Genomic DNA, 18,206 nt, shown 5'->3' on the forward strand with positions numbered 1-18,206 from the left:
CGTCAAAGCGATACGGCTCCGTTTATCCGGAGGACTTTCATCTGAAGGGAATTTTTCGTCATTCCCGGCGCTCTGCCAAAGTAGAGACGTGTTGATTCAGCGTCCTGCCGAGAACCCAAGAGGCCCTTATGACTGCGCTGACACCCCTCCAATCCCGGCCTGCCACCGTGCATTCATTCATGGATGCCGGGAGCGTGCGCCAATGCTATGAACGGCTGCTCCATGGCCCTGACGATGCTGACAAGCAAGCCGTCGCCCAGGCCTTCCTTCAGCAATGCGTGGGGCAGGCCGCGGCACTGCCCCTGGAGCTGCCCGACACCCCCACGGCTCTGCAAACCTGGGTCGAGCAACACAGTGCCGGTGTAGCCCGCCAGTACGCCGAGTATCTGGAGCGGCGCAAAAACGCCGGTCCACGAGAGTTTTTCACTTGCAAGGCCCACGCCTTGTATTTCCTGCAGGCAGTGGCGCCCACCAAACTGGTGGACGGCGCGTGGCTGTATGGCGTGCTCAAGCATTGGCACGACCACCGTTTCGAAGGGCTGCTGAGCACTTATCTGGAAGAGTTGGGCGACGGCAATCCCTCGCAAAACCATGTGGTGATATACCGCAAGCTGCTCGCCGAACACGACCTGTCGGACGCGCCGGACATTGAAGACGAGCGCTACCTGCAAGGTGCCGTGCAATTGGCCCTGGGCTATGGCGGCGATGAATACCTGCCTGAAGTGATCGGCTACAACCTGGGTTACGAACAACTGCCCCTGCACCTGTTGATCAGCGCTTATGAGCTGACTGAGCTGGACATCGACCCTTATTACTTCACCCTCCACGTGACGATTGACAACGCGAGCACCGGTCATGCCCACAAGGCCATCCAGTCGCTGCTGCAACTGATGCCGATGGAGGCGGATCGCGAAGCGTTCTGGCACCGGGTCACCCTGGGTTATCGCCTCAATGATCTGGGCCAAGGCAGCCGAACCATCATCGAGTCATTCGACCTGTATCGCGAAGTGCTGGACATGCTCGAACGCAAACGTCCGTTCGGCCAACACATGCATTCCGATTACTGCAAGTTCGAAGGCAAGACCGTCAATCAATGGCTGGCAGCGCCTGGACAGCTGGAAGGCTTCCTGACGGCGCTGCAAAACAAGGGCTGGATCAAACGTCATGAAGATCCGCAGAACAGCCGGTTCTGGACGCTGATCGAAGGGGCAGGCGCGGCCATGTTCGGGGTGTTCAGCCCCTATGAAAAACAGTTGCTGCACGACTGGATCGCCGGTGACTGGACGCAGGAGGGCGCCAAGAAAAGCCCGCGCCGCGCCCACGGTGCAGCGTGCGAGCCGCAGATGCCGATCGAGGACCCCGATGTACAGAGCCTGCAACAGACCCTGCGAGGCCAGACGCCCGATGCGCAGATGCAGACCCTGATGCCGTGGCTCTCGGCGCGCTGCCACAGCCATCCGGCCGGACTGCTGGCGACTCGTCGCTTCATCGAACTCAAATCCGCGCTGCGCTAGGAGCCCGCATGAATCAGGAAGAACGCCTATCCGAAACTGACCTGGCGCTATTGCAATTGGGCCGACGCCTGCAAGCCGACGGCTATCGCTTCATTACCCCGACACCCCTGACCCACGAACGCGTCAACCAACGACCTAGCAATGAACGCTCCAGAACCCTGAGGGATGTGTTCGGCTGGTCGCGCCCGTTTGCCCCGGGGCTGATCAGCGCCGATGAGCAGCGCCAGTTGCAGGAAGCCGAGGTGCTGCAAGCGCGCGACGGCCTGTTGCATAGCCGCGTGCGCTGGTCGAGCCTGGACGGCCTGCTGTTCGCTCATTCGCAATTTCCCACCCAAGCCAACGACGCGGTGTTTTTCGGCCCCGACAGCTATCGTTTCGCCCAACTGATCCATACTTATCTGCAACAGAACTTCACGGCAATACATCGGGCCGTGGACATCGGCTGTGGCGCCGGTGTCGGGGCGCTGGTCATTGCCCGCGCCCGGCGCGAGGCACAGGTGCTGGCCGTGGATATCAATCCGATGGCCCTGCGCCTGAGCGCGGTCAACGCGGCGCTGGCCGAGGTGTCCAACGTCGAGATCGCCCGCAGCGATGTACTCCAGGATGTGGAGGGCGACTTCGACCTGATCGTCGCCAATCCGCCGTACATGGCCGACCCCAGCGAACGGGCCTACCGCCATGGCGGTGGCGCACTGGGCGCCGGGCTGTCGCTGCGCATTGTCGAACAGGCCCTGCCACGGCTCACGCCCGGTGGCTCGCTGGTGCTCTACACCGGCGTGGCGATGGTCGATGGGCGTGATCCGTTTCTCGAGGCGCTTGAGCCTTGGCGCGACTCGCCGGACTTCGGCTGGACTTACAAGGAATTGGACCCGGACGTGTTTGGTGAAGAACTGCTCACCCCGGGTTACCAGGACGTAGAAAGGATCGCCGTGGTGGCGTTGGTTGTAACCCGCATCGGCGCGGGTATCGGAGGGACTATCGATGAACAGGCGACTGAAGTTCGGCATTGAAGAGGAGTATTTCATCACCGATCTGCAAACCCGTTGTATGCCGGATCAACCCTCAGCAGAGGTTGTCACGGCGTGCCAGGCGCTACTGGGCAAGCATTTCGCCCATGAAATGTTCCAGTGTCAGATCGAGATGGCGTCGCCTATTTTCCGCAACTTGCCCGAGGCGGCCGATTACCTGGCCCAGGTCCGCACAGGCCTGACCCAGCGCCTGGCCGCCCATGGCCTGGGCCTGCTCAGCGCCGGCTCGCATCCCATGGCGACCCAGGGTCTGCAGCCCACCGACGAACTGCACTTTCAGCAGCTGTTCGACGATTACCAGCGGGTGGCCAGACGGAGCGTGCTTTCGGGCCTGCATGTGCACGTGGAGGTGCCGGCCCATAAGGACCGTGTCCGGGTCATGAACGAGGTGCTGCCCTGGCTGCCGATGTTCCTGGCGCTGAGTGCTTCGTCGCCGTTCTGGAACGGCGCCTACAGCGGGTTCAGCAGCTACCGTCAGGTCGCTTGCGATGAATGGCCGCGCATGGGCGTGCCGGAGTTCTTCGAGGATGAGTCGGCGTTTGCCGGCTACGTGGACATGCTCATGCGCACCGGATCCATTCGCCAGCCCAGCGATTGCTGGTGGGTGATGCGGCCTTCGTCGCGTTATCCCACGCTGGAGCTGCGAATATGCGATGCCTGTCCGCGTGTTGAGGATGTCCTGTGCCTGGTCTCGCTGTTTCGGGTGATGGTGGCCCATGCTATTGCACTACCCAAACCCGGCGCGCACTTCAGCCTGACCTCCCACTGGATCCTCAAGGAAAATCGCTGGCGGGCCAAGCGTCATGGAATCCTGGCCGAGTTCATCCTGGAGGGGCAGGAGCAGCCGATGATGATCGGTGAGTGGATCACGCTGGCGGAGCAGACCTTCGGCGAGACTGCCGCCGCACTGGGCGTTGAGGATGTGTTCAAGCAGGCACGTCGTATCGTCCAGGAAGGCACCAGTTCCGATCGGCAAATCGTGCTGTACGAACAAGGGCTGCTGCTGGGCGACTCCACCGAGCACGCCTTGAGCAGGGTGGTTGATCAGTTGTTGGCGGAAACCGCCGGGATGCCCGTGGCCGACCCGTCACTGTTGCAAGTGGCAGGTGGTCCATGAGCAGCAAGACCCTGGAGGATTACAACCGGATGCGTGACTTCGCCGCCACCCCGGAGCCGGCGGCCAAGCGTTCACGCAAATCGGCGAAAACCGCCCATGCCTTGCAGTTCTGCATTCAGAAGCACGACGCTTCACGGCTGCATTATGACTTCCGGCTGGAGCTGGACGGTGCGCTCAAGAGTTGGGCGGTGCCCAAGGGGCCGTCCCTGGACCCCAAGGTCAAGCGCCTGGCGGTGCATGTCGAAGACCATCCGCTGGATTACGCGACCTTCGAAGGCAGCATTCCCGAAGGCCATTATGGCGCTGGCGACGTCATTGTCTGGGACCGCGGCGTGTGGATTCCCCAGGGCGATGCCCATGAGGCCTATGAAAAAGGCCGGCTCAAGTTCGAGCTGCAAGGGGAAAAACTCAGTGGCCTGTGGAACCTGGTACGCACCCACATGCCCGGCAAGCAGGAGCAGTGGTTCCTGATCAAGCACCAGGACGCAGCGGCACGTCCCGAAAGCGAGTACGACGTGGTCCAGGCCGAGCCGGACAGCGTGCTCAGCGAGCGCACCCTTGTACCCAAACGCCGTGGCAAGGCTGCCGCCCAGGTCAAGGCAGTGCAGCAACCGAAAAAAGCCACCACGCCCAAACCGTCCAGAAAAACTTCGACCACGACCCTCAGCGGCGCGGTGGCCGGGGCGATTCCCAAGACGCTCAAACCGGAATTGGCCACGTTGGTAGAGCGCGCGCCTGAAGGCGAATGGCTCTATGAAATCAAGTTCGACGGTTACCGCGTCATGGCCCGCATTGAAAACGACGATGTCAGGCTGATCACCCGCAATGGCCATGACTGGACCCACAAGCTGCCCAAGCAGGCCGAAGCGCTGGCCGGATTAGGGCTGGAGTCCGCCTGGCTGGACGGTGAAATGGTGGTGCCCAATGAGCAAGGCGTACCGGACTTCCAGGCCCTGCAGAACGCTTTCGACGCCGGCAGCAGCAACAAGATTGCCTACTACTTGTTCGATCTGCCTTACCTCAATGGCATGGACCTGCGCGAAGTGCCCGTGCAAGAGCGGCGGGCCGCGTTGGCGGCAGTGCTTGCGAGCAACAAGAATCCGCTGTTGCGCTTCTCCGATGCCTTCGAAGAAACCCCTGAAGCCTTGCTCAACAGTGCTTGCCAAATGCAGATGGAAGGACTGATCGGCAAACGGATGGGCAGTGCCTACGTTTCCCGGCGCAGCAACGACTGGATCAAGCTCAAGTGCAAGAATCGCCAGGAGTTCGTCGTAGTCGGTTTCAGCGAGCCCAAGGGTGCTCGCAACGGCTTCGGCGCCTTGTTGCTGGGGCTGCACGATGCCGACAGCGGGCAACTGCGCTATGCCGGCAAGGTCGGCACAGGGTTCAACGAGCAAACACTCACAAGCATTCACCAGCAATTGTTGCCCCTGGAAAGAAAAGAGGCTGCGGTGGTCAACCCACCCACCGGATATGACGCCAAAGGTGTGCACTGGCTGGAACCGACGCTGCTGGCTGAAGTGGCGTTTGCCGAAATGACCAAGGAAGGCTCGGTGCGCCATGCCGTGTTTCATGGTTTGCGCAACGATAAACCAGCCGAGGCGATCACCCAGGAGCTGGCCAAACCCGTGAAAAAGACTGCGGAAAAAACCAAAGCCAAAACCAAAACCAAAACCACTCAGGCCCCAGCCATGGACGGTAAGGTGCGCATCACCCACCCTGAGCGAGTCATCGATCCCAGCAGCGGCACGACCAAGCTGCAACTGGCCGAGTACTACGCCAGCGTCGCCGAGTTCATCCTGCCGGAACTGGCCGACCGCCCGGTGGCACTGGTCAGGGCACCGGATGGCATTGCCGGTGAGTTGTTTTTCCAGAAAAACGCCGAGCGCCTGGCGATTCCTGGTATCACCACCCTGGACAAATCATTGACCGGGCAGCCGGTGATGATCATCAACAATCCCGAAGCGTTGATCGGCGCGGTGCAGATGAGCACGGTGGAATTGCATACCTGGAATGCCACGTCGGTGAACCTGGACAAGCCTGATCGCTTTGTTCTCGATCTTGACCCGGATCCGGCCCTGCCTTGGAAAAGCATGGTGGAAGCGACGCATCTGACCTTGTCGGTACTCGATGAACTAGGGCTCAAGGCGTTTCTCAAGACCAGCGGCGGCAAAGGCATCCACATTGTCGTGCCCTTGACCCGCAAGTTGGGTTGGGACGAGGTCAAGGGCTTCAGTCATGCGATTGTCAGCCACATGGCCAAGCTGTTGCCGGATCGCTTCTCGGCGGTCTCCGGGCCAAAGAACCGGGTAGGGCGGATCTTCATCGACTACCTGCGTAACGGCCTGGGCGCCACCACCATCTGCGCCTATGCCGCCCGTACCCGTGAAGGGTTGCCGGTGTCGGTGCCGATCTTTCGCGAGGAAGTGGCCGAACTCAAAGGCGCGAACCTGTGGACCGTGCACAACGTCCATGAGCGTTTGGCGCAAGTGGGTCACGAGCCTTGGGCGGGCCTGAAGAAGACCCGCCAAAGCATCACCGCCGACATGCGTCGACGCATTGGTATGAAAAAGACCGATAAATAGCTTGGTTCGATGCCTCCCGGACTCATCCACTTACCGGAACGCGCAGATATTCCGGCTGCAGGACGTTGAACCACAGCAGAATCATTTCCACCAGGATGGTCACCAGCACCAACAGCCCTACGCCCCATACGCTGGCCGAGTACAACAGACCTTGTTCCTTCTTGAGATTCATGAACTTGGGCAGGCCAACAAACAGTAAAAAAGTCGAGTAGGCCGACGCCATTGCCAGCGCGATCACCGCCAGCCAGCGGTTGGGGTAGAGCCCGAAAATCCCGGCCAGGAAGTAGGGCGTGGCGGTGTAGGCGGCAAAACCAATGCACTGGTTGACCGTAGGGCGGGCATCGAAGGTGCGCGACATCCAGCGGATGAACAGCCCCATGAGCATCACGCCGGCCACGATGGTCAGGTACAGCAGCACACTCAGTTGAAGTGCGCTGGCAGTACTGAGCCGTACCGTTTCGTTTTCAGCCAGGCTCCAGCCGGTCCAGGTGGTCCCAATGAACAGGCACACCACGGGAATCAGGGCGAGCAACAACAGGTGAGCCAGATAGTGGCGCGGATGAGCTTGTTCCTGTTCGCGGATGTCTTTCCAGGCAAACTCGGGGTGGGTGAACAGTTTGACGAAAGGGGCGGACATGACGACCTCCTGATCAGTACAGCCTCTGGTGAGGCCCATACGGATTTGAGGTACAGGATCGGTCGGGGGTTCATTTATTTGGAGTGCCTGAGGAGGGGCGTGATCAGAGGGAATGAATCCATACGGCCGGGGTCAATCCATCAGCATCCCTGAAGGACTGTATGCCATGACCATTGCTTGCTCCCTGGTTGATTACTTGCGTGAACACGAGCTGCGCCTGACGACGGCCGAGTCCTGTACCGCCGGCAAGATCGTCACCTTGCTGGCCGAAGTACCCGGCAGTGGTTCGCTGATTGAAAGCGGTTACGTGGTGTATTCCCCGGAGGCTAAACAACGATTGCTGGGGGTCAACCCATGCACCATCGACACCTTCAATCTCACCAGCCGTGAAGTGGCCGAGGAAATGGCCCTCGGTGCCCTGCGCGACGCCAATGCCAACGTCGCCGTGGCCACCACCGGCATTCTCGGGCCGGATGACATGGACGGCATTCCGGCCGGCACTGTCTGTTTTGCCTGGGCGTTCGATATGGCCGGCGAGCGAGCGTTGTTCAGTCGCCTGGAAAGATTTTTCGGGACTCGCAACCAGGTCCAACTGTGGGCCGCCGAACATGCGCTCGTGCAGTTGCGGCACTTTCATCAACGCGCGCTGGCGGGTGAGCGCAGATAGGGGATCACCATGACCCATCCCACTGATCCCGAGGAATTGCGCAGCCGCCAGTTCCCGGTCCGCGAAGACATGGCCTACCAGCTCAAGGTCTGGCGTTTCGAGCGGGTGGGTTGGTACGTGTTGGTATTGCTGGTGATCCTGACGCTGCTTGGATTGTTCTCTCGTGGCCCGTTGAGCACCCGAAATGTACACAGCGCAGATGGCCGACTCGGCGTCGAGTACGAGATGTTCCACCGCGACGGTTCTACCAACCCCATGGTCATCCATCTGATGGGGCAGCCCAATGCCGTGCTGGAGGTGGAACTGGTCGGCCAGTGGCTGGAGGGTTTCGAGGTGCAAACCCTCCAGCCCCAGCCCGTGCGCTCGGCGAGTGCGGAGCGGGGCCTGAAGCTGTGGGTCCAGGCGGATGCCAAGGGAGAGGCCAGCCTTTATCTGTCACTGCTGGGCGATGGGCTGGGGCTCTATCACAGCCGTATCGACACGCCCGATGGCGCCACGGTCAGGTTCAATCAATTCATTTTTCCCTAGGTGACGTATGGACTCTGTGCTGCGGGCTGCCGCGATCTATGTGGCGTTGCTGGTACTGTTCAAGATCGCCGGGCGTCGCTCCCTGGCGGAAATCACCACGTTTGATTTTGTCCTGCTGATGATCATCGGCGAGGCCACCCAGCAGGCGTTGCTGGGGGATGATTTCTCGTTGACCAATTCGTTGATGGTGATCGTGACGCTGATTGCCATCGATGTGGGCTTGTCGCTGCTCAAGCAACGCTCCCAATGGGTCTCGCAACTGATTGACGGCGGCCCGACCATTATTGTGGAGGATGGGCGAATACTGAAGGCGCGCCTGCGCCATGCCCGCTTGATAGAAGAAGACATCATGGAAGCGGCACGGTCGAGCCAGGGAATCGAGACGCTGGAACAGATCAAGTTCGCGATTATCGAGCGTAACGGCAAGATTTCGGTGATTGCCAAGGAGCCGTGATCCCTTCACATGATCCATGACGAGGGCTACATCCCCTCGCCACAACAGCTGCCTATCATCGCTTGACTCACAGGATCGGCTTGCCGCCCGTAATCCCATACCGGGAACCGGAAATGTAGCTCGCCTCATCCGAAGCCAGCAGTACATAGATCGGCGCCACTTCCACCGGCTGGCCAGGACGGCCAAGGGGCGTCTGGGAGCCGAAGTTCTGTACTTCTTCCTCAGGCATGGTGGCGACAATCAGCGGTGTCCAGATCGGCCCTGGCGCCACGCTGTTCACCCGGATGCCCTTGGGGCCGAGCATCTGCGCCAGACCGCCGGTGAAGTTGGCGATGGCGCCTTTGGTGGTGGCGTAGGCCAGCAGAGTCGGCTTGGGCATGTCGGAGTTGACCGAACTGGTGTTGATGATCGAGCCACCCGCCTTCATATGCGGGACGGCGGCCTGGCAGATCCTGAACATCGAGGTGATGTTGATATCAAACGTGCGCACCCACTCTTCGTCGGGGATGTCTTCCAGGTTTTCGTGAGTCATCTGGAACGCGGCGTTGTTGACCAGAATGTCGATATGCCCGAAACGGGCGACGGTTTCGTCGACGATCTTGCGGCATTGGGCCTTGTCCGCCAGATCGCCGGGCAGCAACAGGCATTGGCGGCCGGCCTGTTCTACCCAGCGGGCGGTCTCCCTGGCGTCTTCATGCTCGTCCAGGTAGGAAATGGCCACGTCAGCGCCCTCACGGGCGAAGGCAATCGCCACGGCACGACCGATGCCGCTGTCGGCGCCCGTGATCAAGGCGATCTTGCTTTCCAGGCGTCCAGAACCGGTGTAGCTCTGTTCTCCGCAGTCTGGATACGGGTCCATCTTGCGTTGAGTGCCGGGCACCGGTTGGCTTTGTTTTGGGAACGGCGGGGTAGGGTAGTCAGTCATGACATTCTCCATGCTGGATGTGTAGTCGATGGAGGGTGGACTGTGGGCCTTCAGGCAGAGTTCGCTCGGATTCCGGGGCCGAGCGATGAGCGTGGTCCGAGCCCTTTTGCCAATCGCGAATCAACATCGGCTAATGTTGGACGAATGCAGATAAGGAGCCGGACAGATGTTCAGTCACATACAGATTGGCGCGCGGGACCTGCCAACAATGGTCGCGTTTTATGATGCCGTGCTGGGCTGCCTGGGGTTGGTACGCCTGCCCAGCGAAAACGACTCGGGCCCGCCGGGAGAAGGCTGGCATCAACCCGGCAAGCGTTGGCCTCAGGTGTTCGTGCAATTACCGTTCAATGGTTTGCCCGCGACCTGGGGCAATGGCATGCAAGTGAGTTTCGCCGCCGATTCGCCGCACACCGTACAGGCCGCCTGGGCGCAGGCCATCGCCCTGGGCGGCACCGACGAAGGCCCGCCGGGCCCGCGGCCCCAGTATTCGGAAGGGTATTTCGGGGCCTATTGCCGCGATCCGGAGGGGAACAAGTTGTGCTTTGTTTATGCGCCGGATATGGATGAGTAAAACGCGGATCCATTGTGGCGAGGGAGCTTGCTCCCTCGCCACAATGGATCTTCGTCGTCAGGGAGATCAGCCCCTGGCCTTCAAGCTCCGCTCCATCCGCGTAATCCCTTCCTCCAGCAGCGCCCGTGGGCAGCCGAAGTTCAAGCGCACGAATTGCCCGGCATCGTCACCGAAATCCAGTCCGGCACTCAGGCCTACCTTGGCTTGCTTCAGGAAAAAGCCCTGCGGGTCGTCCAGCCCCAATCCCGAGCAATCCAGCCAGGCCAGGTAAGTGCCCTGGGGCACGGTCATGGTGATGCCCGGCAGGCGGGTCTTTACGGCGTCGACCAGATAGTCGCGGTTGGCTTGCAGGTAAGCCTTCAATTCTTCCAGCCACGGGCCAGCTTCGCTGTAGGCCGCGCGGGTCGCTTCAAGGCCCAGGGCGTTGACGCTGTCGACCATGCCGGCCCGGGCACTGTTGACCCGCTCGCGGACTTTGGCGTTCTGGATGATGGCGAATGAAGTTTTCAGCCCGGCAATGTTGTAGGCCTTGCTGGCCGACATCAGGGTGATGGTGCGCTCGGCAATCTCCGGGCTGAGGGTGGCGGTGGGGATGTGCACACGACCGTCGAAGCACAGCTCGGCATGGATTTCGTCAGAGATGATCCAGGCATTCTGTTCCAGGCAGATATCCGCCACGGCCTTGAGTTCTTCCCGGGCAAACACCTTGCCCAACGGGTTGTGAGGGTTGCTCAGCAACAGCGCACCGCCACCTTGCAACGCGTCACGCAACGCGGCCAGGGGTGTGTGGAACTCGCCGTTGAGCGGGTTGAACGGCAGTTCAACCTTGTTCAGTTGCCAGTGAGCAGGGGCATTGCGCAGCGGCGGGTAATTGGGCACCTGTACCACAACGTTCTGCGCAGGCTCCACCAAGGCGTGCAGTGCCATGTTGAAGCCTGGTTCGACACCCGGCAGGAAGACGATCTGCTGAGGCTCGACGCGCCAGGCGTACTTGTTCCAGAGGTCCGCAACGATGGCGGCGCGCAGCGAGTCCTGGGCCACGCTGTAGCCGAGCATGGGGTGTTCGAGGCGTTTGTGCAGTGCGTCGATGACCACCGGCGGAGCAGGGAAGTCCATATCAGCCACCCACATGGGCAACACGTCAGCGGGGTAGCGACTCCACTTGGTGCTACCGGTACCGTGGCGCTCCAATACCGTGTCGAAATCGAAAGTCATGGGGGTTCCATCAGGTCTGGGAATGAGATGGCGAACATCATAAAGCAAAGATCAGTGAAAAAAGGAAGATGGCGTAGTGCCACTAACCAGGAGGAATCGGCTACAGTTCGATTCCGACACGCCGATAAGGCTTGAAGCCAGCATTGGTAACGGACCCTCCAAGCCCCCCGAAAAGGACAGCCCCCATGACATCGCCCGTGCGCTTTACGATCACTACCGTAAAGCTGATCGCATCATGCTGGGGTTACTCTGGCTCACTTTTGTCTACTCCCTGTGCCTGGCCTTCCTGCACTCCACCTTCAGCCAGGCGCTGCTGATAGGAGCGACGACCTGTCTGCTGACCACCGTGCTTTATCGCGGCCTGGGCGGCACCCGGGCCATGCGCTGTGTCATCGCCGTGGCGCTGATGGTCATGGCCGCCTTGCACATCAACCAGACCCGTGGCGTGATCGAGTTCCACTTCGGGATTTTCGTACTGTTGGCGGTGCTGACGTTCTACCGTGACTGGCTGCCGATCATCGTGGCCGCCGCCACTATCGCTATTCACCACGTCGGTTTTCACTGGCTTCAGCACCAGGGTTATCCGGTGTTCGTCATGGCCAACCATGGCGGCTGGACCATGATTTTCATCCACGCCTTCTACGTGGTGGTGGAAAGCGTGATCCTGATTTACCTGGCGAACCAGAGCCTGGCCGATGCCACGGAAAACCAGGATGTGCTCGACAAAGTGCTGGCCGCCGCCATGCAGTTGAGCAGTGACACCCAGACCCAGCGCAACCGGGGGGACAAAGTCTCTTCGTCCGAGCGTTTCGATCATTTCCTGCAGCAGATCACCAACCTGGTAGACGGCGTGGTGCGCGATACCCGCAACCTTTCGGACTTGGGTCAGGACCTTTCTCAAGTCGGCCAGACACTGGAGCACGGCGCCAGGCATCAGCTCAATGAAGTGGCACAGATGAGCGGCGCGATTGGCCATCTGGTCCAGGCCATGGACAGCATTGCCGGGCATGTCGGCCAGACGGTACAACGGGCCGGCCAAGCCAGTGAACAGGTCAGCCGCGGACGCAGCACCGTTGACCAGAGCCGCGAGGAGATTGTCGAGTTGGCCGGTCGCCTCAACCTGACCAACGAAACCGTGCAAGGCCTGGCCGAGCAGGCGCAACAGATCGGCCAGGTGCTGGACGTCATTAACAGCATCGCCGAACAAACCAACCTGTTGGCCCTCAACGCCGCCATCGAGGCCGCCCGGGCCGGGGAGCAGGGACGCGGTTTTGCGGTAGTAGCGGACGAAGTCCGGACCCTGTCGCAAAAGACCTCGACGTCCACCACGGAAATCCAGCAGATCATCGCCAAGCTGCAACAGGGCAGCCGTCAGGCAGCCCTCGCCATGCAAGACAGCCAGGAAGGGGTACAACGCTGCGTATCGGCCAGCCAACTCGCCTCGCAACTGCTGCATGCAGTGGTAGAGGACATCGCGGCGATCAACCACTTCAACGGCCTGATCGCCAGCACCACCCAGGAACAATCCGAGGCCTCGAAGGGCATCAATGAACGCTTGCAAAGCGTCCAGGCCGTCGCTGAGCGCAACGCCGATAACATCGGCATTCTGACTCGGAGCAGTCAATGCCTGCCACCGTTGGCCGAACGCTTGGCGGTGTTGGGGCAGGCGTTTCATCGTAAAGGTGAGGCGGTTTGAGGTCTTTCACGCCGGGCCTTTTCAGTCCACGCCCGGTAAAGAAGGCTGGCGATTGACGGCAAAACGCACCTCACCTAGCATGACGCCATCATTTTGATATCTTTTTTAGTTTGGAGAAAAGTGTGCGGTTTAGAGCGCTTACGATTGGTTTTGTATTGATACTGGCCGGGTGTACCAACATTAAAGTCGAACCGGTGGAGCGCCAATATCAAATTTCGAAGATTTGTATTGAAGAGAATCCAAAAGTCGTCGTTGGCGACTTTGTCGATGGCTTGCAACTCCTCTTACGCAAGCACCATATCGAGAGCCAGCTCTACACCAGATCTGTGCCGAGCACCTGCGAGTACCGTTTGACCTATACCGCGATTCGCTCGTGGGATTTTTCTGCCTACCTGTCCGATGCCAGTATTTCTCTTTATAAGGGCAATCAAAAAATCGGCTTTGCGCACTATCATCTGACGGGGGAGGGAGGATTCGATCCGTCTAAAATGGCAACGGTCGAGGAAAAAATGGAGCCGGTAATCAATCAGTTATTGGGGCAGAACAAATGAGCGCGACAATAAAAAAAATAACAGGGCTGGTGCTCCTGCTCCTATTGACCGGCTGCGGCCATACAACTTCCAACCAACCCTATTTCGACCCTCCGTCGCCACCTCAAGGTAAGGCGCTCGTTTATCTGGCGCGGACGCATGTCATTCAAGGCAGCTTTTATGACAGCATATTCAGCATTAATGACAGCGCGGTAGTGGGCCTCAATGAACGGACCTATTCCTGGGTCTTCGTGAGCCCCGGCCAGCACAAGATAGCTGCTGGACAGAACAACCATCCCCGAAACGTATTCCTGAACCTGCAGATTGAAGAGGGTAACGAGTATTTCGTTGAATACACTCAGGAACACATGGTTGAGCTTATTCGGGCTCGGAATACGCAGGAAGGAAAAGCAATGGTAAGGGGTTACTCGTACATCCCCGTACGATAGTGAATCTGGAGATACACTCCATCACGTCATCTTGAACGGCAACTCACGCATCGGCTTGCCCGTCAGGCTGGCAATGGCATTGGCAAAAGCCGGAGCCAACGCCGGCAGGCCGGGCTCGCCCATCCCGGTGGGTGGTTCGGCGCTTGGCACGATGTGCACGGCAAACTCCGGCATGTCGGTAATGCGTGGAACGCTGAAGTCAGCAAAGTTGCTCTGCTGCACGACGCCGTCTTTCAAGGTGATGGCGCCGCCCGGCAGGCACATCGACAATCCCATCAGCGCTGCGCCTTGCACCTGAGCTTCAACACTGCGCGGGTTGACCACCAGATTGCAGTGCACACCCGCAGTCACTTGGTGCAGCACCGGACGGCCACTCTGCACCGACGCCTCAACGACGTAAGCCACCACCGAACTGAACGACTCGTGCACCGCCACGCCCCAGGCATGGCCAGCCGGTAGCGGGCGTTTGCCGTATTCGCTCTTGTCCACCGCCAATTGCAGCGCTGCGCGATGGCGCGGGCTTTGATCGGCGAACAGCTTCATCCGATAGGCCACCGGATCCTGCTTGGTTGTACGGGCGATCTCATCGATCAAGGTTTCCATTACAAAAGCCGTATGGGTGGAGCCTACGCTGCGCCACCAGAGGATGGGGACGTTGACTTTCGGGTGATGGACCGTCAGGCGCATCGGCAGCGGATAAGGATCACGCATACCTTCCGTGGCGGTGGGGTCGATGCCGTTCTTCACCCGGCCCCCAAACACGGTGTCGGTAAGAATGGATTGCCCGACCAGGGCGTGATCCCAGGCCAGTACCTTGCCAGCGTCGTCAAAACCGATGCGCGCGCGATGCAGGTGCATGGGGCGATAGTAGCCGCCCTTGATGTCGTCTTCCCGGCTCCAGAGCGTGCGCACAGGCGCGTCAAGCCCCTCAGCGCGGGCGGCTTTGGCCACTTCGCAAGCCAGCACGACAAAGTCGCCGGTGGGCACGCCGCGCCGGCCGAAACCACCGCCGGCCGTCTGCACGTTCAGCTGGATTTGCTCGGGTTTGAGATTCAGTACCTTGGCGGCCGCCGCACTGTCGCCGCCGGGAAACTGCGTGCCGACCCACAGTTCGGCGCGTTCTTCGCCGAGCTGGACAGTACAGTTCAACGGCTCCATGGGGGCGTGGGCGAGGTAGGGGAATACGAACTCAGCTTCCAGTTGATGCGGCGCGGTTGCCAGCGGCGTCATGTCGGCATCGAAGCGCAGTGGGCCGGGCTGGCCGGCCAGCTCCCGGTACTGGAGCAGTTGTTTTTCGCTGTCCACCTTTTCGACGGACGCAAGGTCCCACTCCAGCTTCAAGGCATCGCGCGCGAGCTTCGCCTGCCAGTAGCTATCGGCGACTACCGCGACACCTTCGGCGCCGCCGTCCAACGGCACGCGCAATACCGCTTTCACGCCCCGGGTGGCGCGTGCCGCGCTGTCATCCAACGAAGCGATTCTGGCACCGAACACCGGCGGGTGGGCGACCACGGCAGTGAGTTGCCCTGGCAGATGCATATCGATGCCGAAGTCCTGCTGGCCGCTGCTCTTGGCCTTGGCATCGATGCGCGTGGTGGCATGGCCAATGATGCGAAAGTCCTTGGGGTCCTTGAGTGTCACCTTTTCCGGCACAGGCAGCGCCATAGCGGCCTCGGCCAATTCGCCGTAGCTTGCCTTACGGCCCGCCGGGCCGAGCACCATGCCGGCTTGGGTGCTCAGGCTGGCCACGTCCACGTTCCAGCGTGCTGCCGCCGCCGAGAGCAGCATGGCACGAGCACGGGCGCCAAGTTCGCGGTACTGGGTATAGCTGTTTTTGATCGAATTGGAGCCGCCAGTGAGGTGTATACCAAAGATCGGATCCTGATAAGCAGCATCACCGCTGCCGTTGCGGGCTCGCACCAGACTCCAGTCGGCATCGAGCTCTTCGGCAAGAATCATCGGCAGGCTGGTTTGCACGCCCTGGCCGAATTCCAACCGGTTGATCGTCACGGTGACTTCGCCGTTGGGCGCGATCTGTACGAATGCCGAAGGTTGCTGATTCGGCTTGAGTGGTACTGCGGCGTCGCCGTTGGCCTCTTGCGCCAAGGCAAGATGAGGAAAAGCGCCCAAGGCCAGACCGCCGATGCCGACAATCTTGAGGAAACTGCGGCGGGGAAGGGTGGTAGGGCCGTCAGCCTGATCGCGCTCAAGCATGTGCTGTAAAGCGCGGGGAATCTCGTCTGGAAAAATCTCGTTCAACATGGCGAACTCCGGTCAGGCAAGGGTTTTGGCGGCATCTGCCACGGCAGCGCGGATGCGCGCGTAAGTGCCACAGCGGCAAATGTTGCCGGCCATCGCCGAGTCGATTTCGGCCGCCGTAGGCTGCTTGCCCTTGGGCTGGGCTTTGAGAAACGCTGTCGCGCTCATGATCTGGCCGCTCTGACAGTAGCCGCACTGCGCCACGTCGTGTTTGACCCAAGCCTCATGCACGGCGGTGCCGACCGGGTCACTGCCATCTGTGGCCGCCTCGATGGTGGTGATCTTCTTGCCTTGGGCGGCGGCGATTGGCGTCACGCAGGAACGAATGGCCTGACCATCCAGGTGAACGGTGCAGGCGCCACACAGGGCTGCACCACAACCAAATTTGGTGCCGGTCATGCCCAGCGCATCGCGCAGGGTCCAGAGAATCGGGGTGCCTGGGTCTACGTCGACCGTATACTCACGGCCATTGATGTTGAGGGCGCTCATAGCGATTCCAGCTCCAGAAGGTTTGACTCTGGATAACTATAGGAAGCAATTCTGGGGGCTGGTTGCATAATCCGCGCGGATGATTGCCCAATCGTGCGAATCTGCCGACGTTGGGCAAGCGCTGATAAAGAGCCAGGAGCGTTTCACGCGAGTTCGACGCCCTGGCCCTGAATTGCGCTGGATGCTTACATCAAGGGAATGCTGTAACTCACGATCAGGCGATTCTGGTCCTGGTCGCGAGCCACTTCGCTTCGGGACATCGCGTTGCGCCAGCCAAAACCCAGGTTCTTCAGCGTACCGCTCTGGATCACATAGTCCAGGGAGATATCGCGCTCCCACTCACTGGCGTCCTGACCGCTGGCGGTCTGGATATTGTCGCCCTTGAGGTACATCACCGACGCCTTCAATCCCGGCACGCCAAGCGCGGCGAAGTCGTAGGCATACTGAGCGAACGCCGTGCGCTCACCCGCCTGGATGAACGTCTGAATAGTGCGGTCGGTGTAGAGATAAAGGCTGGCGCCGGCTTCGCCTTTACCCACCAAGCCACCCTGGTTGAGTTGGGCAAAGTTGCTGTCTTCGGAAACGCTTTGATAACCCGCGGTAATGGCATGGCCGCCCAGCGAGTAAATGAACGCCGCACTCCAGGTATCGTTGTCGATTTCCCCGCTGCCGTCCTTGGTGTAGCCGCCCAGTTTGTAACCACTGGCGCGACCGGCGGCGCTGCTGTTCTTGCCATCGGACGTGGTCTTGAAGTAGCGCAAGTCGGTTTTCAGCGAGCCGTATTCGCCCAGCGGCAATACATGCAACAAACCGGCGAAGTGCTGTTGGTAATAGTCTTCGAGATTGGCGTAGTAATACTGTGCGGTCAGGTCCTTGGTCAGTTTGTAGTCGCCACCGGCAAAGGTGAATTTGTTGCTTTCCTGGCTGCCGCCCGCAACGGCCAGCCCGGCGCGGTCACTCGATGCACGCCCGGTGGCGTGTTCCAGTTGGCCGGCGGTGAACGTCAGGTTGTCGATTTCATTGCTGGTGACTTGGCCACCTTCGAAAGTTTGCGGCAACAGACGGCCATCGTTGGACACCAGGATCGGCAGTTTCGGTTGCAAGGTGCCGTAACGCAGTTCGGTCTTGGAGACGCGCATCTTCGCCGTTGCGCCGAGACGAGCCCATTGGTCGGCAGCCTTGTCACCGTCGTTGGGAAACATCGAGCTGCCAACATGGCGACCCGCGCCGCTGTCGAGTTTCAAACCCAGCAGGCCGATGGCATCCAGACCAAACCCCACAGTGCCGTCGGTAAACCCGGACTGATAATTGAGCATGAAGGCCTGTCCCCATTCCTCAGTCTTCGAGGGCGCGGCGGTACCGTCACGGTTATCGTTGTTGAAGTAGAAATTGCGCAAGTTCAAGTTGGCTTTACTGTCGCTGACAAAATCAGCAGACGCCAACGGGCTCAAGACAATACACACGCCGCCGGTTAATAAACTCAGTACGTTGAATAGAGCTTTCATCAGGACGAACTCCAGCGCGGAACCTTTGTTCCGGGCA

The 18,206-nt window shown here is 60.2% G+C and carries 17 protein-coding genes; 11 read left to right on the top strand and 6 right to left on the bottom strand.

The genetic code is table 11. The features are described 5' to 3' along the window. The first annotated feature begins 128 nt into the window (after positions 1-128). The 4 genes from HQ912_RS14855 to ligD are packed head-to-tail and all read left to right on the top strand — an operon-like array spanning position 129 to position 6,244. Complete coding sequence (locus HQ912_RS14855) at positions 129-1,514, top strand: iron-containing redox enzyme family protein (protein ID WP_107322476.1); 1,386 nt, start codon at positions 129-131, stop codon at positions 1,512-1,514. Positions 1,515-1,522: 8 nt separating this feature from the next. Continuing rightward, positions 1,523-2,524: a methyltransferase gene (locus HQ912_RS14860; RefSeq protein ID WP_173406957.1), complete on the top strand. Its 1,002-nt coding sequence runs from the start codon at positions 1,523-1,525 to the stop codon at positions 2,522-2,524. Further along, positions 2,496-3,659, top strand: a complete 1,164-nt coding sequence (locus HQ912_RS14865; protein WP_107322477.1) for a carboxylate-amine ligase — start codon at positions 2,496-2,498, stop codon at positions 3,657-3,659. The genes HQ912_RS14860 and HQ912_RS14865 overlap by 29 nt, the downstream gene beginning before the upstream one ends. Next, entirely contained in the window at positions 3,656-6,244 is a 2,589-nt protein-coding gene (gene ligD, locus HQ912_RS14870; RefSeq protein ID WP_173406958.1) for a DNA ligase D, read from the top strand. Before HQ912_RS14865 ends, ligD begins: the two co-directional genes overlap by 4 nt. A gap of 22 nt (positions 6,245-6,266) precedes the next feature. Here the strand turns inward: ligD and HQ912_RS14875 are convergent, their stop codons facing one another. Continuing rightward, positions 6,267-6,881 (bottom strand): Yip1 family protein, encoded by a 615-nt coding sequence (locus tag HQ912_RS14875; protein ID WP_047226457.1) that lies wholly within the window; start codon positions 6,879-6,881, stop codon positions 6,267-6,269. Between the two features lie 166 nt (positions 6,882-7,047). Between HQ912_RS14875 and HQ912_RS14880 the strand changes: the two genes are divergently transcribed. From HQ912_RS14880 to HQ912_RS14890, 3 genes are read left to right on the top strand one after another with little or no spacing between them, the layout of a single operon-like run. After that, positions 7,048-7,548: a CinA family protein gene (locus HQ912_RS14880; protein ID WP_047226632.1), complete on the top strand. Its 501-nt coding sequence runs from the start codon at positions 7,048-7,050 to the stop codon at positions 7,546-7,548. A 9-nt stretch (positions 7,549-7,557) separates the two neighbouring features. Then, positions 7,558-8,076, top strand: a complete 519-nt coding sequence (locus HQ912_RS14885) for a hypothetical protein (RefSeq protein WP_173406959.1) — start codon at positions 7,558-7,560, stop codon at positions 8,074-8,076. 7 nt (positions 8,077-8,083) lie between these two features. Continuing rightward, positions 8,084-8,530: a DUF421 domain-containing protein gene (locus HQ912_RS14890; protein ID WP_047226459.1), complete on the top strand. Its 447-nt coding sequence runs from the start codon at positions 8,084-8,086 to the stop codon at positions 8,528-8,530. Between the two features lie 67 nt (positions 8,531-8,597). Here the strand turns inward: HQ912_RS14890 and HQ912_RS14895 are convergent, their stop codons facing one another. Then, positions 8,598-9,455, bottom strand: coding sequence for an SDR family oxidoreductase (locus HQ912_RS14895; protein ID WP_047226460.1), 858 nt, complete (start codon positions 9,453-9,455; stop codon positions 8,598-8,600). Positions 9,456-9,621: 166 nt separating this feature from the next. Between HQ912_RS14895 and HQ912_RS14900 the strand changes: the two genes are divergently transcribed. Further along, positions 9,622-10,026: a VOC family protein gene (locus HQ912_RS14900; protein ID WP_047226461.1), complete on the top strand. Its 405-nt coding sequence runs from the start codon at positions 9,622-9,624 to the stop codon at positions 10,024-10,026. Positions 10,027-10,092: 66 nt separating this feature from the next. Here HQ912_RS14900 and HQ912_RS14905 read toward each other — a convergent pair whose 3' ends face one another. Beyond that, complete coding sequence (locus HQ912_RS14905) at positions 10,093-11,241, bottom strand: MalY/PatB family protein (protein ID WP_076384669.1); 1,149 nt, start codon at positions 11,239-11,241, stop codon at positions 10,093-10,095. Positions 11,242-12,229: 988 nt separating this feature from the next. Between HQ912_RS14905 and HQ912_RS28125 the strand changes: the two genes are divergently transcribed. The 3 genes from HQ912_RS28125 (at position 12,230) to HQ912_RS14920 (ending at position 13,916) form a co-directional block, all read left to right on the top strand. Next, entirely contained in the window at positions 12,230-12,937 is a 708-nt protein-coding gene (locus HQ912_RS28125) for a methyl-accepting chemotaxis protein (protein WP_409563866.1), read from the top strand. 122 nt (positions 12,938-13,059) lie between these two features. Continuing rightward, a complete protein-coding gene (locus HQ912_RS14915; protein ID WP_047226464.1) occupies positions 13,060-13,488 on the top strand; it encodes an Sbal_3080 family lipoprotein in 429 nt (142 codons plus the stop codon). Next, positions 13,485-13,916 (top strand): DUF2846 domain-containing protein, encoded by a 432-nt coding sequence (locus HQ912_RS14920; RefSeq protein ID WP_223194328.1) that lies wholly within the window; start codon positions 13,485-13,487, stop codon positions 13,914-13,916. The genes HQ912_RS14915 and HQ912_RS14920 overlap by 4 nt, the downstream gene beginning before the upstream one ends. A 21-nt stretch (positions 13,917-13,937) precedes the next feature. On the opposite strand, the gene HQ912_RS14925 is transcribed toward HQ912_RS14920, so the two are convergent. From HQ912_RS14925 to HQ912_RS14935, 3 genes are all read right to left on the bottom strand, one after another. Beyond that, a complete protein-coding gene (locus tag HQ912_RS14925; RefSeq protein WP_107322479.1) occupies positions 13,938-16,178 on the bottom strand; it encodes a xanthine dehydrogenase family protein molybdopterin-binding subunit in 2,241 nt (746 codons plus the stop codon). A gap of 12 nt (positions 16,179-16,190) precedes the next feature. Further along, complete coding sequence (locus HQ912_RS14930) at positions 16,191-16,664, bottom strand: (2Fe-2S)-binding protein (RefSeq protein ID WP_047226466.1); 474 nt, start codon at positions 16,662-16,664, stop codon at positions 16,191-16,193. A 185-nt stretch (positions 16,665-16,849) separates the two neighbouring features. Then, positions 16,850-18,169, bottom strand: a complete 1,320-nt coding sequence (locus HQ912_RS14935) for an OprD family porin (RefSeq protein WP_076384677.1) — start codon at positions 18,167-18,169, stop codon at positions 16,850-16,852. Positions 18,170-18,206 lie beyond the last annotated feature (37 nt).

It is taken from the genome of Pseudomonas sp. MPDS (genome assembly GCF_013283895.1).
GTDB lineage: Bacteria > Pseudomonadota > Gammaproteobacteria > Pseudomonadales > Pseudomonadaceae > Aquipseudomonas > Aquipseudomonas rhizophila.

Bases quoted from the DNA above. Each gene is read 5' to 3' on its own strand.
- HQ912_RS14860 (WP_173406957.1), top strand. From the start codon at position 1,523: ATGAATCAGGAAGAACGCCTATCCGAAACTGACCTGGCGCTATTGCAA.
- HQ912_RS14880 (WP_047226632.1), top strand. From the start codon at position 7,048: ATGACCATTGCTTGCTCCCTGGTTGATTACTTGCGTGAACACGAGCTG.
- HQ912_RS14890 (WP_047226459.1), top strand. From the start codon at position 8,084: ATGGACTCTGTGCTGCGGGCTGCCGCGATCTATGTGGCGTTGCTGGTA.
- HQ912_RS14875 (WP_047226457.1), bottom strand. From the start codon at position 6,881: ATGTCCGCCCCTTTCGTCAAACTGTTCACCCACCCCGAGTTTGCCTGG.
- HQ912_RS14900 (WP_047226461.1), top strand. From the start codon at position 9,622: ATGTTCAGTCACATACAGATTGGCGCGCGGGACCTGCCAACAATGGTC.
- HQ912_RS14905 (WP_076384669.1), bottom strand. From the start codon at position 11,241: ATGACTTTCGATTTCGACACGGTATTGGAGCGCCACGGTACCGGTAGC.
- HQ912_RS14885 (WP_173406959.1), top strand. From the start codon at position 7,558: ATGACCCATCCCACTGATCCCGAGGAATTGCGCAGCCGCCAGTTCCCG.
- HQ912_RS28125 (WP_409563866.1), top strand. From the start codon at position 12,230: ATGGACAGCATTGCCGGGCATGTCGGCCAGACGGTACAACGGGCCGGC.
- HQ912_RS14865 (WP_107322477.1), top strand. From the start codon at position 2,496: ATGAACAGGCGACTGAAGTTCGGCATTGAAGAGGAGTATTTCATCACC.
- HQ912_RS14935 (WP_076384677.1), bottom strand. From the start codon at position 18,169: ATGAAAGCTCTATTCAACGTACTGAGTTTATTAACCGGCGGCGTGTGT.
- HQ912_RS14930 (WP_047226466.1), bottom strand. From the start codon at position 16,664: ATGAGCGCCCTCAACATCAATGGCCGTGAGTATACGGTCGACGTAGAC.
- HQ912_RS14855 (WP_107322476.1), top strand. From the start codon at position 129: ATGACTGCGCTGACACCCCTCCAATCCCGGCCTGCCACCGTGCATTCA.
- ligD (WP_173406958.1), top strand. From the start codon at position 3,656: ATGAGCAGCAAGACCCTGGAGGATTACAACCGGATGCGTGACTTCGCC.
- HQ912_RS14920 (WP_223194328.1), top strand. From the start codon at position 13,485: ATGAGCGCGACAATAAAAAAAATAACAGGGCTGGTGCTCCTGCTCCTA.
- HQ912_RS14895 (WP_047226460.1), bottom strand. From the start codon at position 9,455: ATGACTGACTACCCTACCCCGCCGTTCCCAAAACAAAGCCAACCGGTG.
- HQ912_RS14925 (WP_107322479.1), bottom strand. From the start codon at position 16,178: ATGTTGAACGAGATTTTTCCAGACGAGATTCCCCGCGCTTTACAGCAC.